General features: G+C 44.9%; 11 protein-coding genes. 1 reads left to right on the forward strand and 10 read right to left on the reverse strand.

Going from position 1 to position 15,898, the window contains the following annotated elements; all coding sequences use genetic code 11:
* Positions 1-184 precede the first annotated feature (184 nt).
* The 10 genes from carB to T515_RS07480 all read right to left on the reverse strand — a co-directional run bounded on the left by carB (position 185) and on the right by T515_RS07480 (position 14,303).
* Positions 185-3,517: a carbamoyl-phosphate synthase large subunit gene (carB, locus tag T515_RS07435; protein ID WP_036609386.1), complete on the reverse strand. Its 3,333-nt coding sequence runs from the start codon at positions 3,515-3,517 to the stop codon at positions 185-187.
* A gap of 296 nt (positions 3,518-3,813) precedes the next feature.
* Entirely contained in the window at positions 3,814-4,476 is a 663-nt protein-coding gene (locus T515_RS07440) for a hypothetical protein (RefSeq protein WP_036609388.1), read from the reverse strand.
* 27 nt (positions 4,477-4,503) lie between these two features.
* The gene (locus tag T515_RS07445; RefSeq protein WP_036609390.1) at positions 4,504-5,145 is read right to left on the reverse strand and encodes a hypothetical protein; all 642 of its coding nucleotides are present in this window, start codon (positions 5,143-5,145) and stop codon (positions 4,504-4,506) included.
* Positions 5,146-5,396: 251 nt separating this feature from the next.
* Positions 5,397-6,998, reverse strand: a complete 1,602-nt coding sequence (locus T515_RS07450; RefSeq protein ID WP_036609392.1) for a xylulokinase — start codon at positions 6,996-6,998, stop codon at positions 5,397-5,399.
* A gap of 10 nt (positions 6,999-7,008) precedes the next feature.
* The gene (locus T515_RS07455) at positions 7,009-7,707 is read right to left on the reverse strand and encodes an L-ribulose-5-phosphate 4-epimerase (RefSeq protein WP_036609394.1); all 699 of its coding nucleotides are present in this window, start codon (positions 7,705-7,707) and stop codon (positions 7,009-7,011) included.
* Positions 7,708-7,812: 105 nt separating this feature from the next.
* A complete protein-coding gene (araA, locus tag T515_RS07460) occupies positions 7,813-9,279 on the reverse strand; it encodes an L-arabinose isomerase (protein ID WP_242839350.1) in 1,467 nt (488 codons plus the stop codon).
* 66 nt (positions 9,280-9,345) lie between these two features.
* A complete protein-coding gene (locus tag T515_RS07465) occupies positions 9,346-10,383 on the reverse strand; it encodes an ABC transporter permease subunit (protein ID WP_442950146.1) in 1,038 nt (345 codons plus the stop codon).
* Positions 10,380-11,444, reverse strand: a complete 1,065-nt coding sequence (locus tag T515_RS07470; RefSeq protein ID WP_036609398.1) for an ABC transporter permease — start codon at positions 11,442-11,444, stop codon at positions 10,380-10,382. Before T515_RS07470 ends, T515_RS07465 begins: the two co-directional genes overlap by 4 nt.
* A 2-nt stretch (positions 11,445-11,446) precedes the next feature.
* Entirely contained in the window at positions 11,447-12,967 is a 1,521-nt protein-coding gene (locus T515_RS07475) for a sugar ABC transporter ATP-binding protein (RefSeq protein WP_036609400.1), read from the reverse strand.
* 172 nt (positions 12,968-13,139) lie between these two features.
* Positions 13,140-14,303 carry an ABC transporter substrate-binding protein gene (locus tag T515_RS07480; protein WP_036609402.1) on the reverse strand — a complete coding sequence of 388 codons (1,164 nt, stop codon included), beginning with the start codon at positions 14,301-14,303 and terminating at the stop codon, positions 13,140-13,142.
* 381 nt (positions 14,304-14,684) lie between these two features.
* Here T515_RS07480 and T515_RS07485 point away from each other — a divergent pair, with 381 nt between their 5' ends.
* On the forward strand, positions 14,685-15,800 hold the full coding sequence (locus T515_RS07485) for a GntR family transcriptional regulator (protein ID WP_036609404.1): 1,116 nt from the start codon (positions 14,685-14,687) through the stop codon (positions 15,798-15,800).
* Positions 15,801-15,898: the final 98 nt, after the last annotated feature.

The raw sequence follows: 15,898 nt of genomic DNA on the forward strand, positions 1-15,898 counted from the left end.
CGGCTTCGGATATTGGCATTCAAGCTGATGGTGTCATTACAAGGAAATACAATCAGAAAAGACCTGAATCAGAGAATTCTCATGTGATGAAACATCATCACGGAATTATCCGATTCAGGTCTTTTTTTGCTTTTATGAGACTCCCGACAAATAAGTCAAACAGACGAGTTTCGTGCTTTGTGACTTATTTTATGGATCCATGCCACTCCTGCAGTGACTTTATGCTTGCGTCTCCGTGGGACTTCACATAGCTTATACCTTCTGCCGCAGCTTTTGCAGCGGCTACAGTGGTGATATAAGGAATCTTTCCCTTGATGGCTGCTTTTCTTAAATAGCTGTCATCATGAACACTGTCTTTTCCTATCGGTGAATTGATGACCAGATCGATGTTTCCGTTAGTCATCAGATCAAGGATATTCGGTCTTCCCTCGTAAAGCTTCTTAACCTTTTCAGCCGGTATACCTGCTTCGGTGATGAGCTCATGGGTCTGTCCTGTTGCAAGAATCCTGAAGCCCGCCTCATGGTAAAGCTTAGCGATCTCTGCCGCATACTTGTGGTCTCTCATATTGAGAGAAATAAGCACTGTTCCATCAAGCGGAAGCTCGGATCTTGCAGCTTCCTGAGCCTTGAAGAAGGCTTCTCCCGTAGAGCCTGAAAGCCCCAGAACCTCACCTGTAGAACGCATCTCAGGACCAAGGACAGGATCAACCTCAGGGAACATATTGAATGGGAATACCGCTTCCTTTACGCCGTAGTAAGGTATGTTCTTTTCTTTGAGTTCAGGAACCGGTGAAGGTCTTCCCGTAAGCTCTCCTGTGATAATGTCTACCGCCAGAGGTACCATTCTGATACCGCAGACCTTTGAAACCAGAGGTACTGTACGTGAAGCTCTCGGATTTGCTTCGATGACATAAACCTTGCCATTCTCTATTGCGTACTGCATGTTCATAAGACCTACAACATGCATCTCCTCTGCTATCTTTCTGGTGTATTCCTTTATGGTAGCGAGATTCTCTTCGGAAATGTGCTTCGATGGTATGATACAAGCCGAATCACCTGAGTGGATTCCTGCAAGCTCGATGTGCTCCATAACAGCCGGTACATAAGCATTGGCACCGTCACTGATGGCATCTGCCTCGCACTCCGTTGCCTCATTGAGAAAACGGTCAATAAGTATAGGTCTGTCAGGAGTGACACCTATTGCGGCTTTCATATAATCAGTAAGGCTTTCGTCGTCATAAACAACTTCCATACCCCGGCCTCCGAGAACGAAGGATGGACGAACCATAACAGGATAGCCTATTTCGTGAGCAACCTCCAGAGCCTCGGAAACATTTGTTGCCATACCTGCTTCTGGCATAGGTATGTTCAGCTTGTTCATCATGGCTCTGAAGAGATCTCTGTCTTCAGCGAGATCTATAACATGAGGTGTGGTTCCCAGGATCTTTACGCCGTTCTTTTCGAGACTGTCAGCAAGGTTAAGAGGGGTCTGTCCTCCAAACTGGGCAATAACGCCAACCGGCTTCTCCTGCCTGTAAATGCTTAGGACATCCTCAAGAGTCAGGGGCTCAAAGTAAAGCTTGTCCGAGGTGTCATAGTCGGTGGAAACAGTCTCCGGATTACAGTTTACGATTATGGTCTCGAATCCGAGCTTTTTAAGGGACTGTGCAGCATGAACACAGCAATAGTCAAATTCTATTCCCTGTCCTATACGGTTTGGTCCGCCGCCGAGTATCATAACCTTCGGACGGTCTTCACCGGTCTTTTCTTCACTTGGGCTTCCGGATGAAGCGTCGTCTGTCTCATATCCGCCGGCAGCCGGATTCTCAGGTTCAGCTGCGGAATCTTTTACGGCTTCCGCACTATGGGATCCATCCAGGGAGATCACAGCGTTATCGTAGGTACTGTAGTAGTAGGAACTGTCCTCTGTTCCGCTGACATGCACGCTGTCCCAGCTTTCTGTGATACCCAAAGCCTCACGTCTGTTTCTGATATCATCCTCCGGGATATCCAGTATCTTTGCGAGATACTTATCAGAGAAACCATCCTGTTTTGCCTGCAGAAGAGCTTCGTCAGACGGAACATGTCCCCTGTTTTTCAGAAGCTCCTCTTCTTCCTCCACAAGCTCCTTCATTTCTTCTATGAAATATTTCTTTACCTTTGTGAGCTCGAAGATTTCATCCACAGTGGCTCCCTTTCTAAGGGCTTCATACATGATGAAATGTCTTTCACTGGAGGGTGTAATGAGGGCTTTAAGCAGCTCTTCTTTTGAGAGACTGTTAAAGTTCTTTACATAGCCAAGACCAAACCGATCCTTTTCCAGGGAACGTATTGCCTTCTGGAAGGCCTCCTTGTAGGTCTTTCCTATGCTCATGACTTCGCCAACGGCGCGCATCTGGGTTCCCAGCTTATCTTCCACACCCTTGAACTTTTCAAAGGCCCAGCGGGCGAACTTTACAACCACATAGTCTCCGTCTGGAACATATTTATCGAGAGTCCCGTATTTTCCGCAGGGAAGTTCCTTTAAGGTAAGACCTGTAGCGAGCTTTGCGGAAACAAGGGCTATAGGGAAACCTGTTGCCTTTGATGCAAGAGCTGAGGATCTTGAAGTACGTGGATTTATTTCGATGACAACTATACGGTCTGAAACCGGATCATGGGCGAACTGAACATTGGTGCCGCCTATGACTCCGATATGCTCTACAATCCTGTAGGCCTGTCTCTGAAGCTCATCCTGCAGTTCTTTTGAAATGGTAAGGAAGGGCGCTGTACAGAAGGAGTCACCTGTATGGATTCCCACAGGGTCCACGTTCTCTATGAAGCAGATGGTGATCATGTTATTATCCTTGTCACGGACAACCTCCAGTTCCAGCTCTTCCCAGCCGAGAATGGACTCTTCAACAAGTACCTGATGTATGAGGCTTGCCTGAAGACCTCTTGCACAGACAGTTCTGAGCTCCTCCTTGTTATATACAAGTCCGCCGCCGGCACCCCCCATGGTATAGGCAGGACGAAGTACTACGGGATATCCAAGTTCATCTGCGATTTTAAGAGCTTCTTCAACGCTGTAGGCAACTTCGCTTCGGGCCATCTCAACACCAAGCTTGTTCATGGTCTCCTTGAACTCTATACGGTCTTCACCTCTCTCGATGGCATCCACCTGAACACCTATAACCTTGACCCCGTATTTGCTGAGAATTCCTTCCTTATAAAGCTCTGAACAGAGATTAAGTCCCGACTGGCCACCCAGATTCGGAAGCAGAGCATCCGGACGCTCCTTCGCGATGATCTCCTCAACCCGTTTAACATTAAGCGGTTCAATATATGTGATATCCGCCATCTCAGGATCCGTCATGATGGTAGCGGGATTGGAATTAACCAGAACGATCTCATATCCGAGGCTTCTCAGAGCCTTGCAGGCCTGAGTTCCCGAATAGTCGAACTCACAGGCCTGACCTATGACTATAGGTCCCGAGCCGATAATAAGTATTTTGTGAATATCTGTGCGCTGTGACATACTGCCCCTCCATACTCTAAAATAGATAACTTAAATAAAGTCCCACGATATATAATTTTAAACCAGCCTCAGAGCTTTGACAATCATACATACAGCAACTGAAATATCCCAAAGTTATAATAGATATCAAAAAAGTCCGCCGGTTAAGGCAGACTTTCATGCTATTTGTATGATGATTTATGGCATATCCGGGAAATAATATACCGGACTCTTTTGTGCAAAGAGATTTTTGTCATTTACTGATTTTGGTATATGCCGTGAACAGCTCGTTTTATTTTTAAAACCGTAATATTTCCTCAATCCTTCCATGTGTAATACCATGTGGTAGTAACAGGATATCTGTCACCTCTATGGAATTTGCATGTTACTTCAAGTTTCTCTCCCGTTTGTCCTTCCGGAAATTGTGCCTTCAGCTTCCACTCATAGGAGCCATCACGGCAGTTATAGTATTTAGGCTCATCGTCTATTACATTATCCCAGGATTTGGTGTAATTGCTTGGCCAGTGACCATCATTAAGGTGATAGTCTATGTATCCCATCTCAAGGAGTCCCCAGACTCCCGGATCTGCTACAACATTCTCTGCATAAACCTTCATATCCACGGTGGTGAATTCTTCGGGGTACAGATACGTCGGAATGTTTGTACATTCACCGATGGCGGTATAGTGCGCATATTCATCAGTCTTATGCCAGGTATAGTCGATTATGTATCGGCCGCCTTCATCTATGTCCTTATACTCATATTTCCATGTTTTATATACATCACTTTCACCATCCATCACTTCATGTGTCGTATCCGTCAGCACCCAGCAGTGCGAAGGTTCTGCATCTTTCTTCTTGAAAGTATTCCATATGTCTCCCTGCTTTAAACCGGCTGCAAATGCAAAATTGCTCACTAAAAGAGCAATGATCAAATTGATTGCCGCTATAACAAATAGTTTACATTTCTTACCAGTCATAAAAGGCCTCCTTGTAATTTCATTTTTTTAGTTTTCTTTTTGTTTATAAGAATCTTCATTTATTCTGATTTCCTTCTTTATTTCACCTTTTTTACTATCAAAAACCAGAATAATGGAAAAAAGAATACAGCCTTTCAATATGAATATTCGTATATCTTTTGCCAGAGCCGACAAAATGGACGTAGGCAATTCTATCCAGTCTTTTTCATCTCCATCCAGATATCGTTTGTAGGATGCCAGATTATAGCTTTCAATAGTCCAAAGGTAAGCATCCGAAACACTATCACAATCCATTTCCGAAAGTGACTTTTTATCGGCCCGGCGAATGCCTATATCTGATGCTTCCTTTTCATTTAATTCTATGGTTTCGTAGTTTGTACCCAACAACACTTTTATTTTTTGTGATACACCGGACAGATTTTTAAATGAAATATCATGTGAAGTACCGGGAGACAGTTCCAGGGTAAGGATACACAGAGGTCCGTTTCCATCGATAGTGATACATCTGTCGCTTGTATTTCCGGAAATTCTGCTTATTTCCATCATCTCTTCCATAGCGAGATTCATATGCATCATATCACGGCTGCAAAGATTTTGTTCCTTTGCGTACTGCTCGGCAGTACTTTTTATATCTTTAACAGCTCTTTGTTCATCGTCTATAGTGATCATACCCTCTCCTTCCGTTTTATTAAAAGCTTATAATGCTCAGATGCGAATTTACTACTGTATCTTTATCGTCGGCAGTTTTATAAAAAGAATAATTTGATATTAGTGTAATGAGTAAAACAAAAAAGTCCTCCGGGAGACTATCGCACATAGCAGCCTTCCCAAAAGACTTTTTCATAACGTATAGGTTAAACATCATATACAGGTAAGGTATCCTTTAAAAACCTGTTCCACTGTACTTTTATTAAAAGAGATCACCATTTCATGGCATCAACAGCTGCTTTCTCAACTGCTATACCCTCTTTATAACGCTCTGTGAAGGTTTCAAAGCCCTCCACATCAGCGGGATCCGGCTCAACAGTTGTACCGGACTGATCAGCAAAAATCTCCTTTGCAAGGAAATCTCCGAGACTTCCTGCATCCTTACCCCGAAGCATATAAAGGGCAAGAAGCGCTTCACCCCATGGACCGCCTTCACTTGCGGTGTCCATGACGGTAACAGGTGCATTTACCGCAGCTGCCAGATAATTCTGGGCAACACCCTTTGTCTTGAAAAGTCCTCCATGTCCTGTGATGCTCTTAACCTCAACTTTTTCATCCTTAAGCAGGATATCGAGACCGAGTTTAACAGCACCGAGTGAAGTATAGAGATGGGATTTCATAAAGTTTGAAAGTGTAAACTTACTGTCAGGTGTACGCGCAAACAGAGGTCTTCCTTCATTAAGATGAGTAATGCCCTCTCCCGAGAAGTATCCGTAAGAAAGAAGTCCTCCGCAGTCTTTGTCTCCCTTAAGAGAATTGGTATAAAGCTTTCCGTACAGATCTCCCATGTCAACACTGTAACCCATAAGCTCTGAAAACTCTTTAAAAAGATTTACCCAGGCATTGAGGTCTGAAGTTCCGTTGTTGGCATGGGACATGGCAACAGGGTAACCGTCCGGTGTTGTCACCATATCGATTTCTCTGTAGAGCTTAGACAGCTTCTTGTCCTGCTGAAGCACCAGCATTGCAAAGGTACTGGTTCCGGCGGAGACATTACCCGTACCAGGAGCAACTGAATTTGTAGCAACCATTCCGGTTCCCGCATCACCTTCAGGAGGACACAGAGGTACTCCGGCCTTTAGAGTTCCGGTTTCGTCAAGAAGCTTTGCACCCTCTTCTGTTAATGTTCCCGCTTTTTCGCCTGCCACCAGAACCTTTGGTACTATATCCCTAAGCTTCCATGGATAGCCTTTTTCTCTGATGAGAGCGTCAAACTTCTTAACCATCTCTTCATCATAGTCAAGCTTTTCAGAGTCTATGGGGAAGATTCCCGCAGCATCACCTATACCTGTGACCTTCTCTCCCGTAAGCTCCCAGTGAATAAAGGAATCCAGGGTAGTCACAAAGGAGAAATCTTTAACGAAATCTCTGTCCTCCAGAACCATCTGATAAATATGTGCTATGGTCCAGCGAAGGGGGATGTTGAACTGAAATTCTTTGGTAAGCACATCCGCAGCCTTTTCAGTATTACTGTTTCGCCATGTCTCAAAAGGACTCAGAAGTTTACCATCTTTATCAAAAGCCAGGATTCCGTGCATCATGGCACTGATACCGAGAGCTCCATAGGTTTCGGGAACTATGCCATACTGCTCCTTTATGCTTTTCACCAAAGAGCTGTAGCATCCCCTGAGGCCTCCATGAATATCCTCCATGGTATAGGTCCAGATATCATTGACCAGGCGGTTTTCCCAGTCATGGAAACCTGTGGCAAGTACATGTCCTTTATCGTCTGTAAGAACTGCCTTTATTCTGGTGGAACCGAACTCGATTCCAAGGGCGGTTTTACCTTCGGTTATATTTTCTTTTGCACCCATATTCACTCTCCTAGCTCTTCTGTCCGTAGTAGGCATTGGGACCGTGCTTTCTCAGGAAATGCTTATCCAGGATATTCTGCGGCCCCCGCTGTACATCAGGATCAACGATTTTTGTGTACAGATCCATCTTGGCCACTTCCTCAAGAACCTTTGCATGATAAACGGCTTCGTTTACATCCTTTCCAAAGGCAAAGGGACCGTGATTTCTGCACACAACCCCAGGCACATATACAGGATTCAGCTTACGTTCACGGAAAGTCTCAACGATAACCTTTCCGGTGTTGCCTTCATAGTCTTCCTGTATCTCCTCTGTGGTGAGTGCTCTTGTACACGGCACATCCCCGTAGAAATAATCCGCATGGGTCGTTCCGTAGAAAGGCACATCCTGTCCTGCCTGGGCAAATGCCACAGCATAGGGTGAATGTGTATGCACAACACCACCGATTTCAGGAAAAGCTTTGTACAGTTCAAGATGAGTTTTGTTATCTGAAGAAGGACTAAGATTTCCTTCTACCTTATTGCCCTCCATGTCCATGACCACCATGTCCTCCGGGCGAAGCTTTTCATAGGATACTCCGGAGGGTTTTATGACAAAGAGCCCCTTCTCTCTGTCAATTCCGGAAACATTGCCCCAGGTGAATATCACAAGGCCAAGTTCGGGAAGCCTCATGTTGGCCTGATATACTATTTCTTTTAAATCCTCTAACATTACGTCCCCTCTTATAGCCCGATTATTTGATGATTTACTGATATATATAATCGGGCTTATACATTTTTTTTAGGTCAATCTCTGGAAATGCTGATCAAATCCATCTCAAAAGTGAAGAAGATCAGCTTCAGTTGTATCATCCCCTATGGTTACAAGCTCTGTATTTGTAAGCTTTGCAAAAAGTGCAATGTCTTCTCTTGTAAGTGATGTGGAGATAACACTGTGATGTGCTCCGCCTGCATAGCACCAGCCTTCTGTACCGATCTGGAAGTTTGGCTTATGACGGAACATAATCCGGGCAACAGGAAGCTTAGGCATAGGCTCAGCCTGCTTTACAAGCTCGATATCTGCACAGATGATACGGAAACGGTCTCCCATATCCACCATGGTTACCTGGATGGCATCACCTGTGATACCGTCAAATACAAGACGTGCAGGGTCTTCCTTTCCGCCTATACCGAGAGGATGAACCTGGATTTCAGGTTTTGATGCCGCAAATGCAGGCGGTACCTCAAGCATATGGGAAGCAAGCTCAACTTCCTGCCCCTCTGTAAGGTCATAGGTGTAATCCTCTATGAATCCGGTTGCGCCCTTTCTGCACTCTGACATCTTCATAAGAACTGCAGACAATGCTGAAACCTTGTAATCACCCTCCGGGCCGAAACCTACGCCCTTGGCCATGAGGTTCTGTGCAGCGATGCCCGGAAGCTGCTTAAGGTTATGAAGATCCTGGAAGGTATCGGCGAAGGCACCGATTCCGTTCTTCGAAAGGAACTTATCGAGAGCCACTTCCATCTTTGCCTGCTCGCGTACAGACTCAACATTGTCTGTCTTCATGGTGTAGAGTTTTTCATACTCTGCCATCTTTTCATCTACTTCAGCCTCTGAGACATTGGCCATGATATCAACAAGATCTCCGATACCGAAGTAGTTGCACTCCCATCCGTAACGGATCTGGGACTCTACACGATCACCGTCTGTAACCGCAACTTCACGCATGTTGTTGCCGAAGGACGCAACACGAAGATGATGTGAGTAGTCGATAGCCTTTGCTACTTCCGCAAATTGTCTTATCTTCTTAAGTACACTTTCATTCTTATAGTAGCCTGCAACCACCTCATGAGGTATGCCGAGACGGGCAACGATAAAACCATATTCACGGTCGCCGTGTGCTGACTGGTTCAGGTTCATGAAGTCCATGTCGATGCTGTCGTATGGAAGCTTTTCGTTGTACTGAGTGTGGAGATGTAAAAGGGGCTTACGAAGCTCCTGAAGGCCCTTTATCCACATCTTTGCAGGAGAAAATGTGTGCATCCATGTGATGACACCGATACAGTCATCATCTGTTGAAGCTTTTCTCAGGTCCTTTATACAGGTCTCTGAATCTATTACTGTGGGAAGGAGTTCCACCGAAACAAGCTCTTTGAGCTGCTCATTTAAAAATGCTGTCATGTCCGCAGCATCAGCCGCAACCTGACGGAGGCACTCCTCACCGTAAAGATCCTGACTGCCGACTACAAAATACAATTTCTTCATAACTATTCCTTTCTTATTGGTTCCATTTTTACGCATATACCGGCTCTGCCCTTACATGGACAAAGCCGTATAGCGTATGTGTAAGGAGAAAAATACAACTGATTATCTTGTGCGGTTCTTAACATATGCAAATACACTCTGCAGTATGATGAAGAAGCAAAGCAGCGCAGCCGTTGCGATATTTGCCCAGCTGGAAAGCAGCTTACCGTTTGTATTTACAAGGGTTGTGATGGTTCCGGTAATCATTACACCGAAGAAGGAACCGATGACATTACCGACTCCGCCTGTAAGAAGGGTGCCTCCGATAACTGAGGAGGCGATGGCATCCATTTCAAATCCTGAAGCCTGCTGTACTGAACCTGACATGGTGTTCAGGCAGTAGCAGATACCGCCGATGGAGCAAAGGAAAGAAGAAAGGATATATGCCTTCATCTTTATCATTCTGGTATCCAGTCCCATCATGGCTGCAGATGTCTGATTACCTCCTACTGCATATAGAGAACGACCGAACTTTGTATACTTCAAAAGGAAGAAGGTTGCTGCAACAACCAGAAGTGCGATGACAACCGATATACGGATGAAGGGCACCTGAAGCTTTCCTTTTTTATTTACATAGCCAAGGAATGCCGGAAGCTGGATTTTGAAATTGGCCCAGGCATAAAAGAGCTTGTTTGTAGTATCTGTAATGGAAATCTGATCTGTACAGATGACTGCTGTCATACCTCTGGCAAAGAACATACCTGCCATGGTGATGATAAATGGCTGAATCTTCATGTAACCGATGAGGAATCCCTGCACTGCTCCGAAGATAAGGCCGATAACAAGTATCATCAGTATAAGGGGGATACATGGCAGGTTTTGCTTACCCATGCCATAGGCAAGTATCATACAGTCCATGGCCACAAGGGAACCAACGGAAATATCTATACCGCCGCACAGCATGACACAGGTCATTCCGCTGGCCACACAGATAAGTCCGGCATTTGTGATCAGAAGATTCAGAAAAGTCTGTAGATGAGTAAAACCTTTACCGCTGTAGATCATGCACCCGATGAGATACATAAAGAAGAACAGGCAGATGGTGATCACCAAAAGCAGTGTGTTGCCGTTTAATTTTTCAAAGACCTTTTTGTTCATTATGCGGCCTCCTTCTTCTGAGTTTCATTTTCCTGTACAAGCTTCTTTGCCTTACGTTCCTGAAGGAAAGCCTTAAATGCAGGAGCCTGTGCCGTTACGATCAGGATAACGATGATGGCCTTTACTACAGGGGCCTGGTCTGTGGAAATGCCCATGGCAAGAAGTGTTACGGTTATAGCCTGAATCGTATAGGCGCCGATTATGGAACCCGCCATGTTGAAGCGTCCGCCTCCGAGGGAATTGCCTCCGAGAGCAACTGCAAGAATCGAATCAAGCTCATAGTTTCGTCCGATATTGTTGGAGTCTGCGGAATAGATTCGTGAAGATGCCACAAGTCCTGCGATACCTGCACAGAGTCCGCAGATGAGGTAACACATAAAGCAGATGTTGCTTGAATTGAGGCCTGAAATCCTGGCGGCTTTTTTATTGATACCTACCGACTGGATATAAAGTCCCATAGCTGTTTTCTTAAGGAAAAGCATGACTATGGCAACCACAACCACAGTAATGAAGATTGCTGTTGGAACGGGACATCCCGGAATGAAGTTTCCGAAATACTTGTAAGGCTCATAGCGGATATAGGTTATCTGATTGTTGCAGAGCAGAAGTCCTATGGCTCTCGCTGCGGTAAACAGAATGAGAGTCGCTACCATGGGCTGAATGTTCAGCTTTGATACAAGGAAACCGTTGAATGCGCCGCAGCACATGGCAAGGACAAGACCGAACAGAAGTCCCACTATAAGAGGTACCGCAAGAGTCGTTGTACTGTTAACGCCGTATCCTGCAAGAAGCATACAGGTTCCGCAGGCCGTAAGGCTCATTACGGATCCTACTGAAATATCGGTACCGGCTGATACCGCAACAACCAGTGTCTGTCCGACCGCAAGTATGGCGATTTCAGATCCGCGGTTAAGGATATCTATGATACGACCGTAAAGAACACCATTCTGAATATTGATTGAAAAGAAATCCGGACTCTTGATAAGGTTTATAAGAAGTACCAGAATCATCATTGCAAATGGAAGAAAAAGCTGATTCTTAGTTAATGTCTTCAATTTTCCCATTATTATTTCTCACCTCCTGCAATTGCTCCCATAACAGCCTGCTGGGTCATAGCTCCCTCTTCGGAAGATATTTCGCCTACCTTCTGGCCGTCACGCATTACGCACATCCTTGTGCATGTACGAATCATCTCTTCGATTTCCGAGGAAATGAAGATAACACTCATTCCCTGCTTAGCAAACTCAAGCACCAGTTTCTGGAATTCTGTTTTTGTACCGATATCGATTCCTCGTGTCGGCTCATCCAGGATAAGGAAATCAGGATGTGTGCACAGCCATCTGGCAAGGATGACCTTCTGCTGGTTTCCTCCGGAGAGCTGATTTATTGGTGTCTCACGGGAGGCTGTCTTTATCTGCAGCATCTTAATGAATTCATCCGCTATACGGTTCTGTTCCTTGATTGGAATTCTCTTGAACATACCGTTTCTTGCCTGAAGAGCCAGAATTATATTCTCACGTACACTAAGCTCACCTATACATCCGTCAGCCTTTCTGTCATCGGGAAGGTAACCCATACCGGCCCGGATAGAATCAATAGGAGCCTTTGCTTTAAGCTCTTTACCATGCATGCTGAGCTTTCCGCCTGTAGGTTTGTCTGCACCGTAAATACAGCGGACCATTTCCGAACGTCCGGATCCCAGAAGTCCTGTAACACCTACTACTTCTCCCTTATGGATCTTGAAGTTAAACGGCTTTATGGTTCCCTTATGACTAAGCTCCTCTGCTTCTACGACCACTTCCTCCGAGAAACTGCTGTGTCCCTCTGCCTTGATGGCTGCAAGATCATCAAAATCCTTTCCCAGCATGGCTGCAACCAGCTTTACACGGGGAAGTTCCTGTACGGAATAGTCACCTACGAAAGTACCGTTACGCATTACAGTGATGCGGTCACATACTGCGTATACCTGCTCAAGGAAATGCGTTACGAAGAGAATACCTACGCCCTTATTCTTTAGATCCGTCATGAGCTTGAAAAGCTTTTCAACTTCATTGTCATCAAGTGAACTTGTGGGCTCATCCAGGATAAGAACACGACAGTCCATATCCACTGCACGGGCAATGGCGATCATCTGCTGTATCGCCAGTGAATAATTATCAAGAGTTTTTGTTACATCAATCGGAATTTCCAGATCCTCCATGATCTTCTTTGCTTTCCGGTTCATGGTCTTCCAGTCTACTGTCCCGAACTTTGTTTTAGGTTCACGACCTATAAAAAGATTTTCTGCAACACTGAGATTCGGGCAAAGGTTGACTTCCTGATAAACCGTTGCGATACCGATTTTCTGGGCATCCATAGTTGAGTGGTTGTAGATATTACCTTCGACACCCTCCATGTACACCTCACCGGAATCACGTTCATAAACACCGGTAAGACATTTGATGATGGTGGATTTACCGGCACCGTTTTCTCCCATAAGTGCGTGGATTTCACCCTTTCTGATGGTAAGCTGTGCATGATCCAGTGCCACAACTCCCGGGAAGGTTTTGGTGATATCCCGCATCTCTATCAATACGTTATTAATCATTTTCCTCATCCTCTGTAGTGAAAAATTTCGAAATATTCGGAAACGATCCTATGATCCGTGTTTCCTCGGTATTATTTTTAAAAGGGGGATGGCTCCCAAAGAACCACCCCCGATTGGCTTCTCCGTACTATGTACGCAGCCTGTGAGCCGCACTGAGGCTGTCTGTTTATAATTAGTAAGCTGCGTCAACTACTGCCTGATCAACTACTACAAGCGGCTCAGTTACTTCGTTTCCTGAGTTGTTTGTGTATGTGATTTCCTTAAGCTTATCTTCTGCAACGTACCAAGGCTCTGCCATGAATGTCTTCTGATCTACAGTCTCGCCTGCTTCAAGCTTCTTGATGATGTTGAGACAGTCAGGTCCCTGAAGCGGGTTGCACTGGAAGTCTGCATTGATCTCGCCTGCAAGTACCTTCTGAAGTCCTGCTGTACAAGCATCAAATGAGATAACGATTACATCGCCGTCTACACCATAGGAAACACCTGCTGCCTTCATAGCATCGATAGCACCAAATGCCTCGTTATCGTTCTGGCATACAACTACGTTGAACTTTCCGTCATATGACTTAAGGTAAGACTCCATAACCTTCTGGCCGCCTTCCTGTGTGAAGTCACCTGTCTGCTCATCGATCTTGTTCCAGTTCTCAGCCTCAACATACTTATCAAAACCGTTTGAACGTCCGATCTGTGCGGAAGAACCTGTGGTACCTGAAATAACAAGTGCATTAACCTCTGAGATACCCTTATCAGCCACATAAGCCTTAAGCCATGCACCTGCTGCAAGTCCCTCATTTGTGAACTCTGAACCTACCCAAGAAACATACTTGTCTGAATCATCGATGGTACGGTCGATTACGATAACAGGAATGCCTGCATCGTCTGCCTCTGTAAGAACTGTATCCCAACCTGTTGATACGATAGGATCGATAACGATGTAATCAACACCCTGCTGGATGAAGTTACGAACTGCTTCAAGCTGTGCTGCTGAATCGTTATCACAGTCTACAAACTGAAGGTCGATTCCGTTTTCCTTGCTGAGTGCACTCTGTACTGAATTTGTTGATGCTGTACGCCAGTCAGACTCGTGACCAACCTGTGCAAAACCAACTGTGATGGTCTCTCCGTTAGCTTCTGCTTCTTTTGCGGCCTCTGTAACTGCTGCAACAGTCTCTGCTGCCTTTGTCTCTGCGGGAGCTGCTGTTGTTGCTGCAGCCTGTGTCTCTGCTGCTTTTGTCTCTGCAGGTGCCTGAGTAGCCTGTGTGTTTGATGATCCACATGCTGCAAGCATTGAAGTTGCCATAGCGGCTGTTAACAGAACTGATAATGTTTTTCTCATAACTTCCTCCTAAAATGGTATTCGTTCTTTTGGAACTCTTTGTTCCTCTTCATGTAACTATTATCCTATTCAGGCGGTATTTTAACAATGTTTACACTGCATACTGCACAATAATCATCGTTTTGACCGTACAAATTATGTGCTATAATATGCAGAAAAAGTACAAATATTCCGAAGTATTTGAAGAATGGGTAAATATTTTGGATAGTTTCACCGAAATGGTAGAAATATTTAGATTCAAATATGAATTTAAGAGTATTTATATGCGCAAGATGCATAAAAATCCGGTAAAAATCAGATTATTTAAGTTGATTTCTTTAAATCACCGGATACTGCAGCTAAAATTTTTTACTTTTTACATCTATTTTAGGGAGGTCTTTTATGATTCCGGAAAATATTCATACAAATGTGATAAAACCTGTTCCGGGAATCCGTAAATCCGGGCAATTAAAAAAGCATCTGCTCATGGAGATAGAGCAGATGCTTAAAGATAAAAAAAGTACTCTTGAACCGGAACATAAACTTATGGAACGTTTTGGTGTCAGCCGTCAGACCGTACGTAAGGTTCTTAAGGAACTTACAGATGAAGGTTATCTCCTGTCCCGTCAGGGAAGCGGAACCTACCTTACAGGTAAATCTCCCGATGACAGGGGGAATGTTGTTGAGATACTTCTGGCAACACCGGATGATTACATTTTCCCGGAATTACTGGCTTCTCTTCGTCAAAAACTTGGTGTCCTTGGTTTCAGGGTTTCCCTTACGGATATTAAGGGGGATTTTTATGCGGAACGAAAAATCCTTGAAGGCTTTCTGAAAAATCCGCCCCGGGCCATCATATCCGAGTGCTTCTCGGCTTTAAAAAATCCAAACCTTGATCTTTATACAAAGCTTAATCAGCGCGGAACTTCTCTCCTCTTCTTATATGGTATCTATCCTGACTTTCCCGCATGGTCAGTGGTAAAGGACGATAACTATCATGGGGCATATGAACTGGTAAAGAGACTTAAGGGACGTGGACACAGTTCCTTCGCGGGAATCTTTATCTCTGATACCGTACAGGGACAGGAGCGTCTCTCCGGATATACCGATGCCCTCAGGGATCTCAATATGGATTTTTCCAGATCACATATTCTGATGCTGAATAAATCCGATCTTAAAGATCTTTTGGATCCCGCTCTTAAGATAAGACTTCAGAACTTTACTAAAGATGTTCTTTATGAAGCTACGGCTCTGGTCTGCTATAACGATGAGATAGCATATCGGCTTCTTCCCATACTGACTAAATATCATATCAATGTTCCCGGGGATCTGAGCATCGTAAGCTTCGATGACAGTTTCCTGAGTCTCATCGAACGTATACACATAACATCTCTTGCTCACAAAAAACACAGCTTTACCGATGCTGTAACCACGTCCATCACCCGGCTTCTCTCGGATACTGCAGAAACCACAGTCAGCGTGCCATGGGTACTTAGTGAAGGAAACAGCGAGACATAAGTTTCGTGGCAGGTCCACAGGACCTGGCATATAGCCCCAGCCTTCGCGTAGCGAATTTCCATGGCTGGGGTTCCCAGCGAAGCGACTTTCAATGGGCT

This window comes from Oribacterium sp. P6A1, from assembly GCF_000702885.1.
Taxonomy (GTDB): Bacteria; Bacillota; Clostridia; order Lachnospirales; family Lachnospiraceae; genus Oribacterium.

Bases quoted from the DNA above. Each gene is read 5' to 3' on its own strand.
- carB (WP_036609386.1), bottom strand. From the start codon at position 3,517: ATGTCACAGCGCACAGATATTCACAAAATACTTATTATCGGCTCGGGA.
- T515_RS07440 (WP_036609388.1), bottom strand. From the start codon at position 4,476: ATGACTGGTAAGAAATGTAAACTATTTGTTATAGCGGCAATCAATTTG.
- T515_RS07445 (WP_036609390.1), bottom strand. From the start codon at position 5,145: ATGATCACTATAGACGATGAACAAAGAGCTGTTAAAGATATAAAAAGT.
- T515_RS07450 (WP_036609392.1), bottom strand. From the start codon at position 6,998: ATGGGTGCAAAAGAAAATATAACCGAAGGTAAAACCGCCCTTGGAATC.
- T515_RS07455 (WP_036609394.1), bottom strand. From the start codon at position 7,707: ATGTTAGAGGATTTAAAAGAAATAGTATATCAGGCCAACATGAGGCTT.
- araA (WP_242839350.1), bottom strand. From the start codon at position 9,279: ATGCGTAAAAATGGAACCAATAAGAAAGGAATAGTTATGAAGAAATTG.
- T515_RS07470 (WP_036609398.1), bottom strand. From the start codon at position 11,444: ATGGGAAAATTGAAGACATTAACTAAGAATCAGCTTTTTCTTCCATTT.
- T515_RS07475 (WP_036609400.1), bottom strand. From the start codon at position 12,967: ATGATTAATAACGTATTGATAGAGATGCGGGATATCACCAAAACCTTC.
- T515_RS07480 (WP_036609402.1), bottom strand. From the start codon at position 14,303: ATGAGAAAAACATTATCAGTTCTGTTAACAGCCGCTATGGCAACTTCA.
- T515_RS07485 (WP_036609404.1), top strand. From the start codon at position 14,685: ATGATTCCGGAAAATATTCATACAAATGTGATAAAACCTGTTCCGGGA.